We start from the raw sequence: 16,282 nt of genomic DNA, 5'->3' as shown, positions 1-16,282 counted from the left end.
AAGGATGCGGGAGAGTTACAGCCAGCCGCTCGCGCGCGATGCGATGGCTTATGTCCTGGCCGGGGGCCGGGGCAGCCGCCTGAAGGAATTGACCGACAACCGCGCCAAGCCCGCGGTCTATTTCGGCGGCAAGGCGCGGATCATCGACTTCGCGCTGTCAAACGCGATCAATTCAGGCATCCGCCGGATCGGCGTCGCGACGCAGTACAAGGCGCACTCGCTGATCCGCCACATGCAGCGGGCGTGGAACTTCATGCGGCCCGAACGCAACGAGAGCTTCGACATCCTACCCGCTTCGCAGCGCGTTTCCGAACTGGCCTGGTATGAAGGCACCGCCGACGCGGTCTACCAGAACATCGACATCATCGAGAGCCATGCGCCGAAGTACATGGTCATCCTCGCAGGCGACCACATCTACAAGATGGACTACGAGCTGATGCTGCGCCAGCACGTCAGCTCTGGCGCGGACGTGACGATCGGCTGCCTCGTCGTGCCCCGCATGGAAGCGACCGGTTTCGGAGTCATGGCGGTCGACGGCACCGACACCATCACCTCGTTCATCGAAAAGCCCAAGGACCCGCCGGGCATCCCCGGCCAGCCCGACATGGCGCTCGCCTCGATGGGCATCTATGTGTTCGAGACGAAGTTCCTGTTCGAGCAGCTCCGCCGCGACGCCGCCGACCCGAACTCCAGCCGTGACTTCGGCGGAGACATCATCCCGTACATCGTCGGGCACGGCAAAGCCGTCGCCCACCGCTTCACCAACAGCTGCATCCGCGCCGCCGAGGAGATCGAGGAATACTGGCGCGACGTCGGCACCGTCGACGCCTATTTCGAGGCGAACCTCGACCTTACCGACGTGGTCCCCAAGCTCAACATGTACGACCGCGACTGGCCGATCTGGTCGGACCAGATCGTCGCCGCGCCCGCGAAGTTCGTGCATGACGAGGAAGGCCGCCGCGGCATGGCGATTTCCTCGCTGATCTCGAACGACTGCATCGTTTCCGGCGCGACCGCGCGGCGCAGCCTGCTGTTCACCGGGGTCAAGATGGGCAGCTTTTCAAGCGTCAACGAGGGCGTGATCCTCCCCTATTGCAACATCGGCCGGGGCGCCCGGCTCAACCGGGTCATCATCGACAGCGGCGTGCGCATCCCCGAAGGTCTCGTCGTCGGCGAGGATCCGGAGCTCGACGCCCGCCGGTTCAGCCGGAGCGAGAACGGGGTGTGCCTGATCACCAAACGGATGATCGAGCAGTTATGAGGGGTTACGCTCCACCCAGATCCTCCCCCATCGGGGGAGTTGCCGGAGCGGAGCGCAGGCGGAGGGGGGCTTTTGCGGCGTTCCCCCTCCGACTGCCCTTCGGGCAGCCACCTTCCCCGGTGGGGGAGGATCGCTCTTGACCATCTCCGTCCTCTCGGTCGCCTCGGAAGCCGTTCCGCTGGTCAAGACCGGCGGTCTCGCCGACGTTGCCGGGGCCCTGCCGGGCGCGGTCGCACCGCACGGGGCGGCGATGACGACGCTGCTGCCCGGCTATCCCGGCGTGCTCGCCGCAGCAGGCAAGCTGCGCAAGGTCCACGCCTGGACGTCACTGCTGGGCGCGCCGGCGCGGCTGCTCGCAGGCAAGATCGACGGCCACGACCTGCTGGTTCTCGACGCCCCGGGCCTCTACACACGCGAGGGTTCGCCCTATGCCGATCCCTCGGGTGCGGACTGGGGCGACAACTGGCGACGTTTCGCTGCGCTTGGCCGGGCGGCGGCGGACATTGCCGGGGGCGCGGTCAAGGGCCGGCGTTTCGACCTGCTCCACGCCCACGACTGGCAAGCCGGGATGGCCCCGGCCTACCTGCGCTTCGCCCCGTTCGCGGGAAGGTCCGTGCCTTCGGTCATGACCATCCACAACATGGCCTTCCAGGGCCAGTTCGCCGCCACCGTGTTCCCCTCGCTCGACCTGCCCCGGGAAGCGTGGTCGATGCACGGTGTCGAATACCACGGCGGCGTCAGCCTGCTGAAAGCGGGGCTCGAGGCGGCGAGCGCGATCACCACGGTCAGCCCCACATACGCCGCCGAGATCCGCTCGCCCGAGTTCGGTATGGGGCTGGAAGGGCTCATCGCCAGCCGGGGAACCCGCGTGTCGGGGATCGTCAACGGGATCGACACGGCGATCTGGAACCCCGCCACCGACCCCGCCCTGCCCGCCCGCTTCACCGCCCGGACCCTGGCCCGGCGAACGGAGAACAAGCGCGCGCTCGAAGCCGAATTCGGCCTCGAAGCCGAAGACGGGCCGCTGTTCATCGTCGTGAGCCGGCTGACCTGGCAGAAGGGCATGGACGTGCTCGCGGACTGCCTCGACCATCTCGTCGGCATCGGCGGGCGCCTCGCGTTGCTCGGCTCAGGCGACGCCGCGCTGGTCGACGGCTTTACTGCCGCAGCCGCCCGCCACCCCGGCCGCATCGGGGTGCGTATCGGCTACGACGAGGCCCTGTCGCACCGGATGCAGGGCGGCGGCGACGCGATCCTGGTCCCGAGCCGGTTCGAACCGTGCGGCCTGACCCAGCTCTATGGCCTCGCCTATGGCTGCGTGCCGGTCGTTGCCCGGACCGGAGGGCTTGCCGATACCGTGATCGACGCCAACCTCGCAGCTCTGGGCGCCGGTTCAGCGACCGGCGTCCAGTTCGTCGGCGTCACGCGCGACGGCCTGTCCCATGCCCTCGACCGCGCCGTCGCGCTCTATCGCCAACCCGCCGTGTGGAGCCAGATCCAGCGGAACGGGATGAAGGCCGACTTCACGTGGGGGCCGAGCGGCAAAGCCTATGCCGACCTATACCGCCGACTGCTGACGGAGACCGCATGATCCGCACTGTTCCGACCATGCCCTACGAGGGCCAGAAGCCGGGCACCTCCGGCCTGCGCAAGAAGGTGCGCGTTTTCCAGCAGCCGAACTATGCCGAGAATTTCGTCCAGTCCGTGTTCGACGTGGTCGAGCGCGCGCCCGGTTCGACGCTGGTGATCGGCGGCGACGGGCGGTATCACAACCGCACCGTCATCCAGCAGGCGATCCGCATGGCCGCGGCCAACGGCTATGGCCGGGTGCTCGTCGGTTGCGGCGGCATCCTCTCGACCCCGGCGGCGAGCAACGTGATCCGCCAATACGGTGCGAGCGGCGGTCTGATCCTTTCGGCCAGCCACAACCCCGGGGGGCCGGACGAGGACTTCGGGATCAAGTACAACATCGCCAACGGCGGCCCCGCGCCCGAAGCGGTGACCGAAGCGATCTACGCGCGGACGCAGACGATCGACAGGTGGCTGGCCGTCGATGCGCCCGATCTGGACCTCGACACTCCGGGGACCGCCGAAATCGGCGACATGACCGTCGAGGTGCTCGACCCGGTGGCCGACTATGCCGCGCTGATGGAGCGCTTGTTCGATTTCGCCGCGATCCGGCAGGCGGTCCAGAACGGACTGACGATGGCGTTCGACGCGATGCACGCCGTCACCGGACCCTATGCGCACGAGATCTTCGAAAGGCGACTGGGCTTCGCCCCGGGCACCGTGCGCAACGGCACCCCGCTCGAGGATTTTGGCGGTCACCACCCCGATCCCAACCTCGTCCATGCCAGGGTCCTGTACGACCTGATGATGGACCCGGAAATGGCGCCTGCGCTGGGTGCCGCATCCGACGGTGACGGCGACCGCAACCTCATAATCGGCAAGGGCCGCTTCATCACCCCCTCCGACAGCCTCGCGATGCTCGCCGCCAACGCCCATCTCGCGCCGGGCTACGCGTCCGGGCTCAAGGGCATTGCGCGCTCGATGCCGACCAGCGCCGCCGCCGACCGGGTGGCCGAGTCGCTCGGCCTGCCCTGCTTCGAAACGCCGACCGGGTGGAAGTTCTTCGGCAACCTGCTCGATGCAGGAATGGCGACGATCTGCGGCGAGGAGAGCGCTGGTACGGGAAGCGACCACGTTCGCGAGAAGGACGGGCTGTGGGCGGTGCTGCTGTGGCTCAACATCCTTGCGGTGCGCGGACAGTCGGTGGCCGAGATTGCCGACGAACACTGGGCGCGGTTCGGGCGGAACTACTATGCACGGCATGACTACGAGGGGATAGCGACGGCCAGCGCCGACGCGTTGATGGCGGAGTTGACGAAAAGGCTCACTGACCTTCCGGGCAAGGTGTTCGGCCCGCTGGTTGTCGAGACGGCGGACAGCTTCTCCTATCTCGATCCGGTCGATGGTTCGACCAGCCGCAACCAGGGCCTGCGCGTGCTGTTCGAAGGCGGGTCGCGGGTGGTGTTCCGCCTCTCCGGCACCGGAACCGAGGGCGCGACTGTGCGGGTCTATCTTGAGCGATACGAGCCTGCAGGCGGCATGCTCGACGCCGAAACGCCGGCAATGCTCGCCGACCTGATCGCTGCCGCAGACGCGATCGCCGGGATTGCGCGGCACACGGGGAGGGCTGACCCGGACGTCGTGACATGAGCTCCTCCCCCATGGGGAGGATCCTTTGATCACCGTCCGCGCTCCGGCGGCGGCGCTGGTCGAGCTTTGCGTTTTCGAGAGAGAGAGCGAAACCCGCCTGCCGATGCAGCGTGATGGCGACGAATGGAACCACCCCGCACTTGCTGCCGGCACCCGCTATGGCCTGCGTGCGCATGGGGAATGGGCTCCCGAGCGCGGTCTGTGGTTCGATTCCGCAAAACTGCTGGTCGATCCCCGCGCCGTCGAACTCGACGGCACCTTCACTCAAGATCCGCGACTGGCGCAGCCGGGCGTCGATACCGCCGCCATGATTCCAAAGGCGGTCGCGGGCGTTCATCCAAAGGTCGCCGCCGAACCGCCCCGCTTCCGTCGCGGCGGCCTGATTTACGAGCTCAACGTGCGCGGTTTCTCAATGCGCCATCCTGAGGTCCCCGACGACCAGCGCGGCACGGTCGCTGCCCTCTCCCATCCCGCAGTCATCGCCCATCTTCGTCGCCTGAACGTGACCGCGGTCGAACTCATGCCCATCGTCGCGTGGATCGACGAGCGCCACCTGCCCCCGCTGGGCCTCACCAATGCGTGGGGCTACAATCCGGTCGTGCCAATGGCGCTCGATCCGCGAGTGTGCCCCGGCGGGGTGGCTGAACTGCGCGACACGGTGGCGGCGCTGCACGAGGCCGGGATCGGCGTGATCCTCGACCTGGTGTTCAATCACACCGGCGAAAGCGACGTTTTCGGCGGGGTGCTCTCGCTGCGCGGGCTCGATGCGCGGGGGTATTACGCGCACGAGCCCGACGGGCGGCTGATCAACGACACCGGCTGCGGCAACACGCTCGACTTCGGGCAGCCGGCCGTGCGCGCACTGGCGCTCGACACGATGCGTCATTTCGTTCGCCATTGCGGAGTGGACGGCTTCCGCTTCGATCTCGCGCCGATCATGGCCCGCAGCCCGGCATTCGATCCCGCCGCGCCGATCTTCGCCGAGATCGCCGCCGATTCGCTGCTGGCCGACCGGGTGCTGATCGCCGAGCCATGGGACATCGGCCCCGGCGGCTACCAGCTGGGAAAATTTCCGGGCAACTGGCTCGAATGGAACGACCGCTTCCGTGACGACGTCCGCCGGTTCTGGCGCGGCGATGCGGGCGTGGGCGTGCTCGCCACCCGCCTCGCCGGCTCGTCCGACCTGTTCCCGGGCGATTGCCGCAGCGTCAACTTCCTGGCCGCGCATGACGGCTTCACCCTCGCCGACCTCGTTGCCTACGAGCACCGCCACAATCACGCCAATGGCGAGGACAATCGCGACGGCCACGGCGAGAATTTCAGCTGGAACAACGGCACCGAAGGGCCGAGTGACGACCCGGCCGTGATCGCTGCCCGCGCTGCCGACCTGCGCGCCCTGCTCGGCACGCTGTTTGCCTCTGCGGGCACGATCATGCTCACCGCCGGGGACGAGTTCGGCCGCTCCCAGCGCGGTAACAACAACGCCTATGCACAGGACAACGAGACGACGTGGATCGACTGGGCGGGCCGCGACCGCAGCCTCGAGCAGTTCGTCGCCGACCTGTCCGCACGCCGCGCAGCGCGTCTGGAGTACTTCGCGCGGTTCCCCGAGCCGGGAGCATGGCAGACCCTGTCAGGCGCAGCGATGACCGTGGCCGACTGGCAAAGTCCTGACACCCGCGGATTCACTTACACTGCAGAAGGCTTCTCGCTGGGCGTCGATCGGGCCGGGCGGAAGGCCTGGTTCGGCCGCTAGGCTGCCCGCGCCATCATTCCGAGCACGTCCTTCGCCGCGGTCGGACGGCAGAAATGGAACCCCTGCATCAGCCGCACGCCCAGCGCCCGCGCGGTTTCGGCCTGGCGTTCGTTCTCGATCCCCTCGGCCGTGCATTCCAGGCCCATCTGCCAGGCCAACCCGACGATGGTGCCGCCGATCGCGCGCGCGCCGGGATCCTCGACCAGCGCGCTCGACAAGGCACGGTCGATCTTGAGGCGGTCGAGCGGCAGGTCGCGCACGTTCGACAGGCTCGACCAGCCTACGCCGAAGTCGTCGAGGGCGATGCGGAAACCTTTCGACCGGAACCGCGCAAGTTGCTCGATCGCCCGGCGCGGATCAGCGTGGACCGCGCGCTCGGTGATTTCGAGCACGATCGATTCGGGCGGAGCGCCGGCGTCGCGGACGATTGCCGCGAACGCTTCGGGCGCGGCCTCGCGCATGACGTCGCGGGGGGAAAGGTTGATTGCCAGATCTCGGCCATGCTCCCATGCGGGGCATTCTGCCAGCGCCCGGGCCAGGACGAGGCGGGTCAGTTCGCCGGTCCGTCCGGTCGCCTGGGCAAGCGACAGGAAACTGCTCGGCGTCAACCACTCCTCGCCGTCCGGCGACCAGCGCGCGAAGGCCTCGAACCCGGTATAGGCGCCGGTATCGACATCGACGACCGGCTGGTAGACGAGCCGCAGGCGCTCTTCGAGCGAGCAATCGTTGAAGCGCCGGGTCGCGGCGCTGCGACGGGTGAGCTCCTGCTCGTCGTCGTCGGTGAAGCGGACGAGCCCGCCCTCGCCCTTTTCCTTGGCCTTGTAGAGCGCGGCGTCGCTGCGCTCGAGGCACTGGCTGACGTCGCCGGCATCGGCGGGGCAATAACCGATCGAGCCCGCGAGGCGCAGGGTGACCCCGTTGTGGTCGATCGGCTGGCGGATGGTTTCGCACAGCGTCTCGAGGACCCGGGCGATGTCCCCTTCTTCCCGCCGGCCGTCGAGGAGGATCGCGAATTCGTCGCCGCCGAGCCGGCCGAACGCGACGAGCTCGTCAAGTTCGGCAATTCGGGCACTGATCGCGCGCAGCACGCTGTCCCCGGCGGCATGCCCGTAGGTGTCGTTGACATGCTTGAACCCGTCGAGATCCAGCAGGGCCAGCCACGGCTGCGGTCCTGATTGCCCGAGTTCCGCTTCGAGCCGCGCCAGGATCGCGCGGCGGTTGAGCGCACCGGTCAGCGGGTCGACGGTCGCGTTGTAGTGATTGCTCTCGGCCAGCTTGGCGGCTTCGCGTTCGCGTCGGGAAATTTGCTGGCGCGACAGCTCAAGTCGAACAAAATCGCGATGATAGCCGTTCGTGACCGCCAGCAGCAGCCCGGTCACGACCGACTGGACGACGACGACCTGGAGGGCATTGGGATGGCTCTGGAGCAGGAAGAACAGCGTCGTCGGCAGCATCGTCGCCAGGCCCACGCTCAGCGCGGTCCGGGGCGAATGGCCAAGGCCGAGGATCGCGGCGTAACAGGAGACCGCGACAATGTACTGAACGAGGCTCTGCTGCTCGCGATCGCCCCACGGATAAAGCGCCAGCGCCCAGGCGACCGTCAACAGCGCAAATAGCCCCCCGAGCCTGCTCATCACGGCCAGGTCCCTGGCAACCCGCCGGCTGGTGCGGCGGGTCGTGAAGAAGGGCAGCCAGTAGATGCCCCGCCACAGGAACAGGCACGACAATGCCAGCGGTATCCAGAGCGTGAGGAGAGTCGGCGCCAGTCCGTCGAACCTGGTTGCGAGAACCGCCTGGTCGATGATGATGACGGAATAGATGAGCGGCAGGCGGTGGGAAAGATTGGCGGCATAGGCATGGACCAGGCCATCGTCGCGGTCCTGCGATCGCAGCGTACCCGGCCCCAGCATACTTCGCAGATCGCCGAGCCAGCGGGCCGCAAAGCCGCTCGCCTTGTTAAGTCCAGCCCTGAACCACCCCGATTGCATGGCCCGGGTCTAGGTGGTCATGTTTAAGCCATGGTTAGCGGCGCGGCAGGAAAAAGCCGCCGTTTTGACCCAAAATGGCGGATATCGGCGGTTCAGCCGGTAAGCTCTGCGACCAGCGCACGCACTTTCTTCTGTCGCCACTGCGGCAGAGGTGCGACCAGCCAATACCCACGGCGGCCCGATTCCGGCGGACCTTTCGCGACGACTGTCCCGGCCGCCAAGGATGCCTGGGCAAGGAGCAGCGGCACCCGCGCCTGCCCGAGACCCGCGGCGACCGCGGCTATCGCGAGCCCGGCGTCGCCGACGCTGAGGGCGGGTTCGGCCCCTTCGCCCTCGGGCTGCGGATCGCCCGGCCAGCCGATCCAGCTCTCCGCCGGATCGTCATGTCCGCAGACCGTGATCATCTGCGCTTCGTCGAGCGACACCCCTTCGAGTTCGCCCGGCCCTTCCGCCCACCGGACGGCTAGGTCCAGATTCGCTTCGGTAAAATCGACATCGCCATCGCCGCCGACAAAGGCGAATCGCAGCTGCGGATTGCCCGCGCGGAACGCGGTGATCCTCGGCCCAAGCCACGCGGCAAAGAAATCCCGCGGGCAGGCAATGGTGTAGACGTGGCTCGATTGTCCGGCCTGGATCGCCTGCACACCTTCTTCGAACCGGAGAAACCCTTCACGGATCGCGTCAAGGCCCGATGCCGCTTCGTCGGTCAGTTCGAGGCCCTTCGACGTCCGCCGGAACAGGACGACACCGAGCAAATCTTCCAGAGCGCGGATCTGCTGGCCCACAGCGGCCGGCGTCACCGCCAGCTCATCGGCCGCGCGCGTGAACGACAAGTGCCGGGCCGCCGCGTCAAGCACGCGCAGGCCGTTGAGCGGCAGATGTGTGCGCTTCATCCCCCCGGTGCTTTCGTCAGTTGGCCGGCGCGGGCGCGGCCAGCGGGAAGAACGGGATGGCCACCTCGAACCGCGAGCCGTCTGCGCGGCGCATGGTGTAGTGACCTTCCATGCTGCCGTGCGGGGTGCCGAGCGGACAGCCGGAGACATAATCGTGGCTCTGCCCGGGTCGAAGCAGCGGCTGTTCGCCGACCACGCCTTCACCGTCGACGAAGTTCACCATTCCGCGCCCGTCGGTGATCCGCCAGTGCCGGGTGACCAGCTGGACCGGCTCGGCAGAGTCGTTCTCGATCCGGATGTGATAGACCCAGAACCACTTGCCCGCCTCGATCCGCGACTGTTCCGGCAGGAAGTTCACCGCCACCCGGACGGTGATCCCATCGGTCATCGCAGCGTGCTGGAACAGTTCCTTCATGGGGAGCAAACTAACGCGAAACGGCCGCGGTTCCAAACATTGATTCGCCGTCCGGCTTGCTCCGGCGCCGGCTTGTCGCCAACACCGCAGACGATGCTGATCCGCGCCCCCGCCATCCTCTGCGCCAGCCGCGCCCATGGCGAACACGGCGCGGTGATCCGCCTGCTGACGGCAGACCACGGCCTCGTCGCCGCGTACCTCCCCGGGGCACGAGGGCGGCAGCTGCGCCCGCTGCTGGTTCCGGGGAACCTGCTGGAAGCCCAGATTCTCGCCCGGAGCGGCAGCCAGCTCCCCTCGGCGCGAGTCGAGCTGGTCGAAAGTCGGGGGCCGTGGCTGACCGAACCGCTTGCCGCCGCGGGCATCGACTGGGTCTGCGCCCTGACCGCCGCGTCGCTGCCCGAAGGCCATCCCTACCCGGCCCTTCACCAGGCTCTCGGCGCCACGCTCGACGCCATCTGCCACGCGCCGTCGGCGCGGGGCTGGGCCCTGGCGCTGGCCGCTTATGAGGCACTCCTCCTGCGCGAGCTGGGTTACGCGTTGTCCGAAGCCGGCAAGCCCGAGGTCATGGAGTGGCCCGCCTTGCTCGACCGCCTGCGCCGGACCGGGGCGGCGATCGAGAGCCGACTCCTTGCCGAACGCCGCCGCGATGTTATGGGGGCGCGCGCGATTCTGCTGGATCGGCTGAAGCGCATTTCGGGGGAAGGGAACCCATGAAGATCGCGGTACTGCCGGGCGACGGCATCGGTCCGGAAGTCACGGCGCAGGCCGTTCGCGTGCTTGAAGCGCTGTCCATCCCGGGCCTCGAACTGGGCGAGGCGCTGGTCGGCGGGGCTGCTTACAAGGCAGGCGGACATCCGCTCCCGGCCGAGACGCTGGCGCTGTGCCGCGAATCCGACGGCATCCTGTTCGGCGCGGTCGGCGATCCCGATTGCGACGCACTCGAACGGCACCTGCGGCCCGAACAGGCGATCCTCGGCCTGCGCAAGGAACTGACCCTGTTCGCCAACCTGCGCCCCGCGACGATGTTCAAGGGCCTGGAGGACATGTCGGGCCTCAAGCCCGAGATCGCCGGCCAGATCGACCTGCTGATCGTGCGCGAGCTCAACGGCGACGTCTATTTCGGCGAGAAGGGCATGCGCACGACTGCCGACGGACGGCGCGAAGGCTATGACATCATGTCCTACGCCGAAGACGAGGTGCGCCGCATCGCCCACGTCGGTTTCCGCGCCGCACAGGGCCGCAAGGGCAAACTGTGCTCGGTCGACAAGGCCAACGTGCTCGAAACCTCGCAGCTCTGGCGCGACGTGGTGATCGAGGTTTCGGCCGAATATCCCGACGTCGCGCTCAGCCACATGTACGTCGACAATGCGGCGATGCAGCTGGTGCGCAATCCCGGCCAGTTCGACGTCGTCGTCACCGGCAACCTGTTCGGCGACATCCTGTCCGACCAGGCGAGCATGTGCGTCGGTTCGATCGGCCTGCTCTCCTCGGCCTCGCTCGGTGAGCGGCAAACGCAGTTCGGCACTTTCGGCCTCTACGAGCCGATCCACGGCAGCGCGCCGGACATCGCCGGCAAGGGCCTTGCCAACCCGATGGCGACAATCCTGTCCGCTGCGATGTTGCTGCGCCACTCGCTCGGGCTTGCCGCAGAAGCCGACCGGATCGAGGCGGCGGTGGCGATGGCGTTGTCGGAAGGCGTGCGCGGGGGCGACCTTGGCGGCAGCGCGGGCACTGCGGAAATTGGTGACGCGGTGCTGGCAAGGCTGTAAAGGCCCCGCCCCATGGCCCAACCCGCCCCTCAGCTCCAGCTCGCGGTCGTGCTGCCGACGTACAACGAGCGCAAGAACATCGCGCCCATGGTGGCGAAACTCGACGCCGCGCTTGCCGGGATCGCCTGGGAGGCGATCTTCGTCGACGACAACAGCCCGGACGGAACCGCCGACGCCGCGCGCGAACTCGCCCGCACCGACCCGCGCGTCCGGGTGATCGAGCGGATCGGCCGCCGCGGCCTCGCCTCGGCCGCGATCGAGGGGATGTGCGCCACGGCCGCGCCTGTTGTCGCGGTGATGGATGCCGACCACCAGCATGACCCTGCCCTCCTCCCGCAGATGTACGCGGCGGTCACCGGCGAGGGCTTCGACATTGCCTATGCCAGCCGCTTCGCCGAAGGCGCGAGCACCGAGGCGTGGGGCCGGCCGGACCGGGTCAAGGCCTCTGGCCTCGCCAACCGCATCGCCAACAAGGTGACCGGGGTCGAGCTGACCGACCCGATGAGCGGCTATTTCATGCTTCGCGCCGAGACGCTGCGCGCCGACGCGCACCGCCTGTCGGGCGTCGGCTTCAAGATCCTCCTCGACATCCTCGCAACGGTCGACCGTCCGCTCAAGGTCAAGGAATTCCCCCTCAACTTCGCCGCGCGTGCCGAAGGCGAGAGCAAGCTGGACCAAACCGTCGTGTTCGAATTCCTCGTCGGTCTTTACGACAAGTGGCTGGGCCGGATCATCCCGACCCGGTTTGCCCTGTTCGGCACCGTCGGCGCACTCGGCGTCCTGGTACAGGTCGTGGCGCTCAAGCTGATCAAGCTGCTGCTGGGCCACGGCACGGCCACGCAGGCGCTGTCCGGCAACGAATACTTCGTGCTTGCGAACACCCTCGCCGCGGTCGTTGCGATGAGCTTCAACTTCGTGCTCAACAACGAGCTGACCTATTCCGACAAGCGCCTGCGCGGGTTCGTCCCGCTGATGCGGGGCTGGGCGCAATTCGCGCTAACCTGCTCGCTCGGCCTGCTTACCAACGTCGGTTCCGCGGCGGTGCTGAAGTCGATCGGCATCCCCGAGCTGATGGCAGTGATCGGCGGGATCTTCCTCGGCTCGGTGTGGAATTTCGCGCTGTCGTCGAAGTTCGTGTGGGGCAAGTATTGAGCGCGCGAGCGCACGCGATACCGCGCCGACAGGCACTCCTTCTCGCGCTGGTAGCGACTTGGGCGCTTGCCAGCCTGATCCATTCGCCGGTCCCGGAGCTAGCGCCGCTGCAGAACCTGCCCACCCTGGCGGTGGCTGCGGGGCTTGCGCTGGCCCTGCGGCGATGGCCGCTTCCGACTTCGGCGGTCGCGTGCCTGTGCGCTTTCCTGACCCTGCATACGTTGGGCGGACGCTATGCCTACTCCTATGTGCCGTATGACGACTGGGCTGCCGCGATCGGCCTGCCCCGTCCGGCCGACCTGTTCGGCTTTCATCGCAATCATTTTGACCGGCTGGTCCACTTCTCCTTCGGCGCCCTGCTGGTCCACCCGCTAAGCGAGGTGCTGAACCGGCACGGCAAGGTCGGTGCACGGCTGTCGCTCTATATCGCGGTCGAGTTCGTGTTCGCCGCCAGTGCGCTTTATGAGATCTTCGAATGTGCCCTGACGATGGTCCTGGCCGGCGCCGACGTCGAAACCTACAACGGCCAGCAGGGAGACGTCTGGGACGCGCAAAAGGACATGGCTCTGGCAGGTCTCGGCGCGATCCTTGCCGCTGCCGTGCTGAAGGTGCGCCGTCAGCGCCAGCTGTAGAGCCAGGTGTAGGTCGTGTAGCTGTCCTTGCGCGGCAGGGCATCAGCCGACAGGATCGGGAAGAACCAGAAGAAGAACAGCAGCGCGACCCCGCCGACGACCAGCGCGGGCCAGCGCACATCGCGGTCCCACCACTCGCCGACGACCAGCGCCAGCGCGCCCATCGCGATCCCCGCGGGCAGGAGGTAGTGGTAATAGAACTGCACCGGCTTGCCGTTGACCGCCCAGAACAGCACGCCGACCAGCCACAGCACCGCCACCGCGAGCTTGACCGAATCCCCCTTCACGCCCTTCCAACCGCACCAGCCGATCGCCGGGAGCGCGGCGAGCATCGTGAAGGGATTGCCCAGAAGCAGGACCCCGCGCTGCGCGCCGTCGACGTTTTCGTAAAGGTACCAGATCGGGCGGATGTTCAGGACCCACTGCCACCAGCGGCTCATGTAGGTGTGCGGCTTGACCACGCTGTCCTGCAGCGTGACCATCTTGTGCTGGAGTGCGAACAGGTCCCACACGGTGTCGAGCCGCCGGACCTCGAAGAAGTAATAGGGGATGAAGGTCGCCAGATAGACCATCGCGGGAACGAGGCCGAGCCACGCCCCCGCCTCGATGAGCGAAATGCCGGGCGCTGGCCCCTCGTCCCGCTCAAGCAGCAGGGACTTGACGCTCCGCCGCCCCTCCAGCGCTTTCCAGCGAAGCCACGCGAATGCCACCCCGGGCAAGACAAGCATCGGCGCGGCCGTCCACTTGGCCGACAGCGACAGCCCCAGGAACACGCCGCACAGCGCCAGGTGCCGCCGCGCCCGCGCCGGGTTCGCCCAGGCCGCCACGGCCTGCCACAGCGCCACTGCGAAACACATCGCCATCGCCATGTCGAGCATCGCGATCCGGCTCTGGATGAACCACGAGAAGTTGGTCGCGAGCAGCAGGCCGAACAGCGTCGTCGCCGCATCCGAACGGCTGGCCAGCCAGATCGTCCGCATCCCGGCGAACAGGCCGATCGTGCCCATGATCGCGCTGGGCAGACGCCAGCCCCACGGGTTGTCACCGAGCGCCCACATGCCCAGCGCGAGGATCTCCTTGCCCAGCATCGGGTGTTCGCGGTTCACCGCAGTGGACAGCGCAAGCAGGTTGCGCGCGGCGGGAAGGTAATGGACCTCGTCGAACATCGGCTTCGACGGGATCGCCAGCCGGATCAGGACGATCCCGAAGAAGCCCAGCGCGAACAGGAGGCTCCACCAGATCGGATCACGGCGGGCGGACGATAGCGGGGAGGCGGCGGTCATTGCCCCTGGCGATACCGCCGCCGTCGTCCCCGCGCAATCGCGACTCTCGCCACAGAGACCTCTCGACAGGCAGGCCAAGCTGGGCCAAGCGAACCGCGCACGGACGGGACCTCGTGCGGGGAGACAGATCGACCATGTTCAGCCTTTTGCTTGCCGCCGCCCTGATGGCCGATGGCGCCCCCGCTGCGGCGCCCGCAGCGACGACCGCGCCCGCTCCGCAGATGAAGATCAACATCCCCGATCTCGCCGGCTGCACCGCGCTCACCAAGGTTCTTGCCGAGGCGGCCGGAGGGCAGACCGAGCAAGCGCAGGTGCTCCAGGCTGTGGCGATCAACTGGGCACTGGCGTTCGATGCCGCCGCCGCCCAGACCAGCGCCGACCTGCGCGGTCCGTACGAAAAGGCGCTGGCGGACTACAAGACCCAGCTGACCAACAGCGCCAGCGACGAGGTGCTTTCGGGCGTTATGCTCGAGCAGATGCAGGTTCGCCTCGGCGAATGCGAGAACCTGCGCGCCGCCAACGCGGCGTTCTTCTCGTTCGTGGTCGACGACTATCTCGAACAGGCCAAGGCCCGCCAGGCCGCAGCGCCGGCACCGCAGCCGGCAAAGCCCTGAAGCCTCTCCCTTGCCCTCGCCGCGGCGGGGGCATAATGGGCAGGCCATGAAGCGTACAGCTGGCCAGGACCGCTCGATCACGTCGCAATGGCGTCCCGCAACCCGCGCGATCCGCGGTGGCACCTGGCGTTCGGAAATGGGCGAGACCAGCGAAGCGCTGTTCCTCACTTCGGGCTTCACTTACGACAACGCCGCCACCGTTGCCGCCCGGTTTGCCGGGGAAGACGACGGGATGACCTATTCCCGCCTCCAGAACCCGACCGTGCAGATGCTGGAGGAACGCATCGCCCTTCTCGAAGGGGCGGAGGCGTGCCGTGCACAGGCTTCGGGCATGGCGGCGATGACGACTGCGCTGCTCTGCCAGCTTTCGGCCGGCGATCACGTGGTCGCGGCGAAGGCGGCGTTCGGTTCGTGCCGCTGGCTGGTCGACAACCTCTTCCCCCGCTTCGGGATCGAGGGCACGACGATCCATGCCGGCGACAACGCCGCGTGGGAGGCGGCGATCCGGCCGAACACCAAGGTGTTCTTCTTCGAGACCCCGGCCAATCCGACAATGGACGTGGTCGACCTCGAATTCGTGTGCAAGCTGGCTCGCGATCGCGGGATCGTGACGGTGGTCGACAACGCGTTCGCCACCAGCGCGCTGCAGCGGCCGATGGAGTTTGGTGCGGACGTCGTCGCCTATTCGGCGACGAAGATGATGGACGGCCAGGGCCGCGTGCTCGCCGGGGCGGTCTGCGGATCGAAGGACTTCATCGACAACGTGCTCCTGCCCTTCCAGCGCAACACCGGTCCGAACTGCGCGCCGTTCAACGCGTGGGTGGTGCTCAAGGGGCTGGAGACGCTCGACCTGCGCATCCGCCGCCAGAGCGAGAACGCGATGAAGGTGGCCCAGTACATCGAAAGCCGCGGTGTGCGGACGCTCTATCCGGGGCTTGCAAGCCACCCCCAGCATGAACTTGCCGCCCGCCAGATGGATGCCTTCGGGCCGATCTTCGCTTTCGAGGTTCCCGGCGAGCGGGCCCGCGCCCATGCCGTGCTCGATGCCCTGCAACTCGTCGATATTTCGAACAACATCGGCGACTCGCGTTCGCTCATGTGCCACCCGGCATCGAGCACTCACCATGGCGTCGGTCCGGAAACGCGCGCCGACATGGGCGTCGGTGAAGGCATGCTGCGCCTGAACGTCGGCCTCGAGGATCCGGACGACGTGATCGACGACATTGGCCAGGCATTGACAAGGGCTGGCCTCTAAGCGGTTGCATTGCGCCACCCGTTGCCTCAAGGACTAACGGGGGTG

Annotated in this window: 14 protein-coding genes; 10 read left to right on the top strand and 4 right to left on the bottom strand. The window is 67.6% G+C overall.

What is annotated here, in order from left to right; translation table 11 throughout:
• Nucleotides 1–4: 4 nt before the first annotated feature.
• The 4 genes from glgC (at nt 5) to glgX (ending at nt 6,236) form a co-directional block, all read left to right on the top strand.
• Nucleotides 5–1,261, top strand: a complete 1,257-nt coding sequence (gene glgC, locus AC3WLD_RS11660; RefSeq protein WP_492557132.1) for a glucose-1-phosphate adenylyltransferase — start codon at nt 5–7, stop codon at nt 1,259–1,261.
• 136 nt (nt 1,262–1,397) lie between these two features.
• A complete protein-coding gene (gene glgA / locus AC3WLD_RS11655) occupies nt 1,398–2,852 on the top strand; it encodes a glycogen synthase GlgA (RefSeq protein ID WP_492557131.1) in 1,455 nt (484 codons plus the stop codon).
• A complete protein-coding gene (locus tag AC3WLD_RS11650) occupies nt 2,849–4,480 on the top strand; it encodes an alpha-D-glucose phosphate-specific phosphoglucomutase (RefSeq protein ID WP_492557130.1) in 1,632 nt (543 codons plus the stop codon). The genes glgA and AC3WLD_RS11650 overlap by 4 nt, the downstream gene beginning before the upstream one ends.
• A 25-nt stretch (nt 4,481–4,505) precedes the next feature.
• Nucleotides 4,506–6,236 carry a glycogen debranching protein GlgX gene (gene glgX, locus AC3WLD_RS11645; RefSeq protein ID WP_492557129.1) on the top strand — a complete coding sequence of 577 codons (1,731 nt, stop codon included), beginning with the start codon at nt 4,506–4,508 and terminating at the stop codon, nt 6,234–6,236.
• Here the strand turns inward: glgX and AC3WLD_RS11640 are convergent.
• The 3 genes from AC3WLD_RS11640 to apaG form a co-directional block, all read right to left on the bottom strand.
• Nucleotides 6,233–8,146 (bottom strand): putative bifunctional diguanylate cyclase/phosphodiesterase, encoded by a 1,914-nt coding sequence (locus AC3WLD_RS11640; RefSeq protein ID WP_492557128.1) that lies wholly within the window; start codon nt 8,144–8,146, stop codon nt 6,233–6,235. The two genes, glgX and AC3WLD_RS11640, sit on opposite strands and share 4 nt — an antisense overlap.
• Before the next feature lie 170 nt (nt 8,147–8,316).
• Nucleotides 8,317–9,117: a LysR family transcriptional regulator gene (locus AC3WLD_RS11635; RefSeq protein WP_492557127.1), complete on the bottom strand. Its 801-nt coding sequence runs from the start codon at nt 9,115–9,117 to the stop codon at nt 8,317–8,319.
• A gap of 16 nt (nt 9,118–9,133) precedes the next feature.
• Nucleotides 9,134–9,532, bottom strand: coding sequence for a Co2+/Mg2+ efflux protein ApaG (gene apaG / locus AC3WLD_RS11630; protein WP_492557126.1), 399 nt, complete (start codon nt 9,530–9,532; stop codon nt 9,134–9,136).
• A gap of 93 nt (nt 9,533–9,625) precedes the next feature.
• Here apaG and recO point away from each other — a divergent pair, with 93 nt between their 5' ends.
• From recO to AC3WLD_RS11610, 4 genes are read left to right on the top strand one after another with little or no spacing between them, the layout of a single operon-like run.
• A complete protein-coding gene (gene recO, locus AC3WLD_RS11625; protein ID WP_492557125.1) occupies nt 9,626–10,246 on the top strand; it encodes a DNA repair protein RecO in 621 nt (206 codons plus the stop codon).
• The gene (gene leuB, locus AC3WLD_RS11620; RefSeq protein WP_492557124.1) at nt 10,243–11,301 is read left to right on the top strand and encodes a 3-isopropylmalate dehydrogenase; all 1,059 of its coding nucleotides are present in this window, start codon (nt 10,243–10,245) and stop codon (nt 11,299–11,301) included. The genes recO and leuB overlap by 4 nt, the downstream gene beginning before the upstream one ends.
• 12 nt (nt 11,302–11,313) lie before the next feature.
• A complete protein-coding gene (locus AC3WLD_RS11615) occupies nt 11,314–12,453 on the top strand; it encodes a glycosyltransferase (RefSeq protein WP_492557123.1) in 1,140 nt (379 codons plus the stop codon).
• Nucleotides 12,450–13,085 carry a DUF2238 domain-containing protein gene (locus tag AC3WLD_RS11610; protein ID WP_492557122.1) on the top strand — a complete coding sequence of 212 codons (636 nt, stop codon included), beginning with the start codon at nt 12,450–12,452 and terminating at the stop codon, nt 13,083–13,085. The genes AC3WLD_RS11615 and AC3WLD_RS11610 overlap by 4 nt, the downstream gene beginning before the upstream one ends.
• Here AC3WLD_RS11610 and AC3WLD_RS11605 read toward each other — a convergent pair.
• Nucleotides 13,070–14,368 (bottom strand): phospholipid carrier-dependent glycosyltransferase, encoded by a 1,299-nt coding sequence (locus AC3WLD_RS11605; RefSeq protein ID WP_492557121.1) that lies wholly within the window; start codon nt 14,366–14,368, stop codon nt 13,070–13,072. The two genes, AC3WLD_RS11610 and AC3WLD_RS11605, sit on opposite strands and share 16 nt — an antisense overlap.
• Before the next feature lie 134 nt (nt 14,369–14,502).
• On the opposite strand from AC3WLD_RS11605, the gene AC3WLD_RS11600 reads away from it, so the two are divergent.
• Both AC3WLD_RS11600 and AC3WLD_RS11595 read left to right on the top strand, forming a co-directional pair.
• Nucleotides 14,503–14,982, top strand: coding sequence for a hypothetical protein (locus AC3WLD_RS11600; RefSeq protein ID WP_492557120.1), 480 nt, complete (start codon nt 14,503–14,505; stop codon nt 14,980–14,982).
• A 46-nt stretch (nt 14,983–15,028) separates the two neighbouring features.
• Nucleotides 15,029–16,237 (top strand): trans-sulfuration enzyme family protein, encoded by a 1,209-nt coding sequence (locus tag AC3WLD_RS11595; RefSeq protein ID WP_492557119.1) that lies wholly within the window; start codon nt 15,029–15,031, stop codon nt 16,235–16,237.
• The last annotated feature ends 45 nt before the right edge of the window (nt 16,238–16,282 follow it).

It is taken from the genome of Novosphingobium sp. FW305-C-111, from assembly GCF_058783565.1.
Note: the sequence above shows the minus strand (reverse complement) of the source record. Positions and strands in the feature narration are given on the sequence as shown.

Excerpts from the sequence above, each read along its gene's own strand:
- glgC (WP_492557132.1), top strand. The coding sequence starts at position 5 with ATGCGGGAGAGTTACAGCCAGCCGCTCGCGCGCGATGCGATGGCTTAT.
- AC3WLD_RS11600 (WP_492557120.1), top strand. The coding sequence starts at position 14,503 with ATGTTCAGCCTTTTGCTTGCCGCCGCCCTGATGGCCGATGGCGCCCCC.
- AC3WLD_RS11640 (WP_492557128.1), bottom strand. The coding sequence starts at position 8,146 with ATGCTGGGGCCGGGTACGCTGCGATCGCAGGACCGCGACGATGGCCTG.
- apaG (WP_492557126.1), bottom strand. The coding sequence starts at position 9,532 with ATGAAGGAACTGTTCCAGCACGCTGCGATGACCGATGGGATCACCGTC.
- leuB (WP_492557124.1), top strand. The coding sequence starts at position 10,243 with ATGAAGATCGCGGTACTGCCGGGCGACGGCATCGGTCCGGAAGTCACG.
- AC3WLD_RS11605 (WP_492557121.1), bottom strand. The coding sequence starts at position 14,368 with ATGACCGCCGCCTCCCCGCTATCGTCCGCCCGCCGTGATCCGATCTGG.
- AC3WLD_RS11615 (WP_492557123.1), top strand. The coding sequence starts at position 11,314 with ATGGCCCAACCCGCCCCTCAGCTCCAGCTCGCGGTCGTGCTGCCGACG.
- AC3WLD_RS11650 (WP_492557130.1), top strand. The coding sequence starts at position 2,849 with ATGATCCGCACTGTTCCGACCATGCCCTACGAGGGCCAGAAGCCGGGC.
- AC3WLD_RS11635 (WP_492557127.1), bottom strand. The coding sequence starts at position 9,117 with ATGAAGCGCACACATCTGCCGCTCAACGGCCTGCGCGTGCTTGACGCG.
- recO (WP_492557125.1), top strand. The coding sequence starts at position 9,626 with ATGCTGATCCGCGCCCCCGCCATCCTCTGCGCCAGCCGCGCCCATGGC.
- AC3WLD_RS11595 (WP_492557119.1), top strand. The coding sequence starts at position 15,029 with ATGAAGCGTACAGCTGGCCAGGACCGCTCGATCACGTCGCAATGGCGT.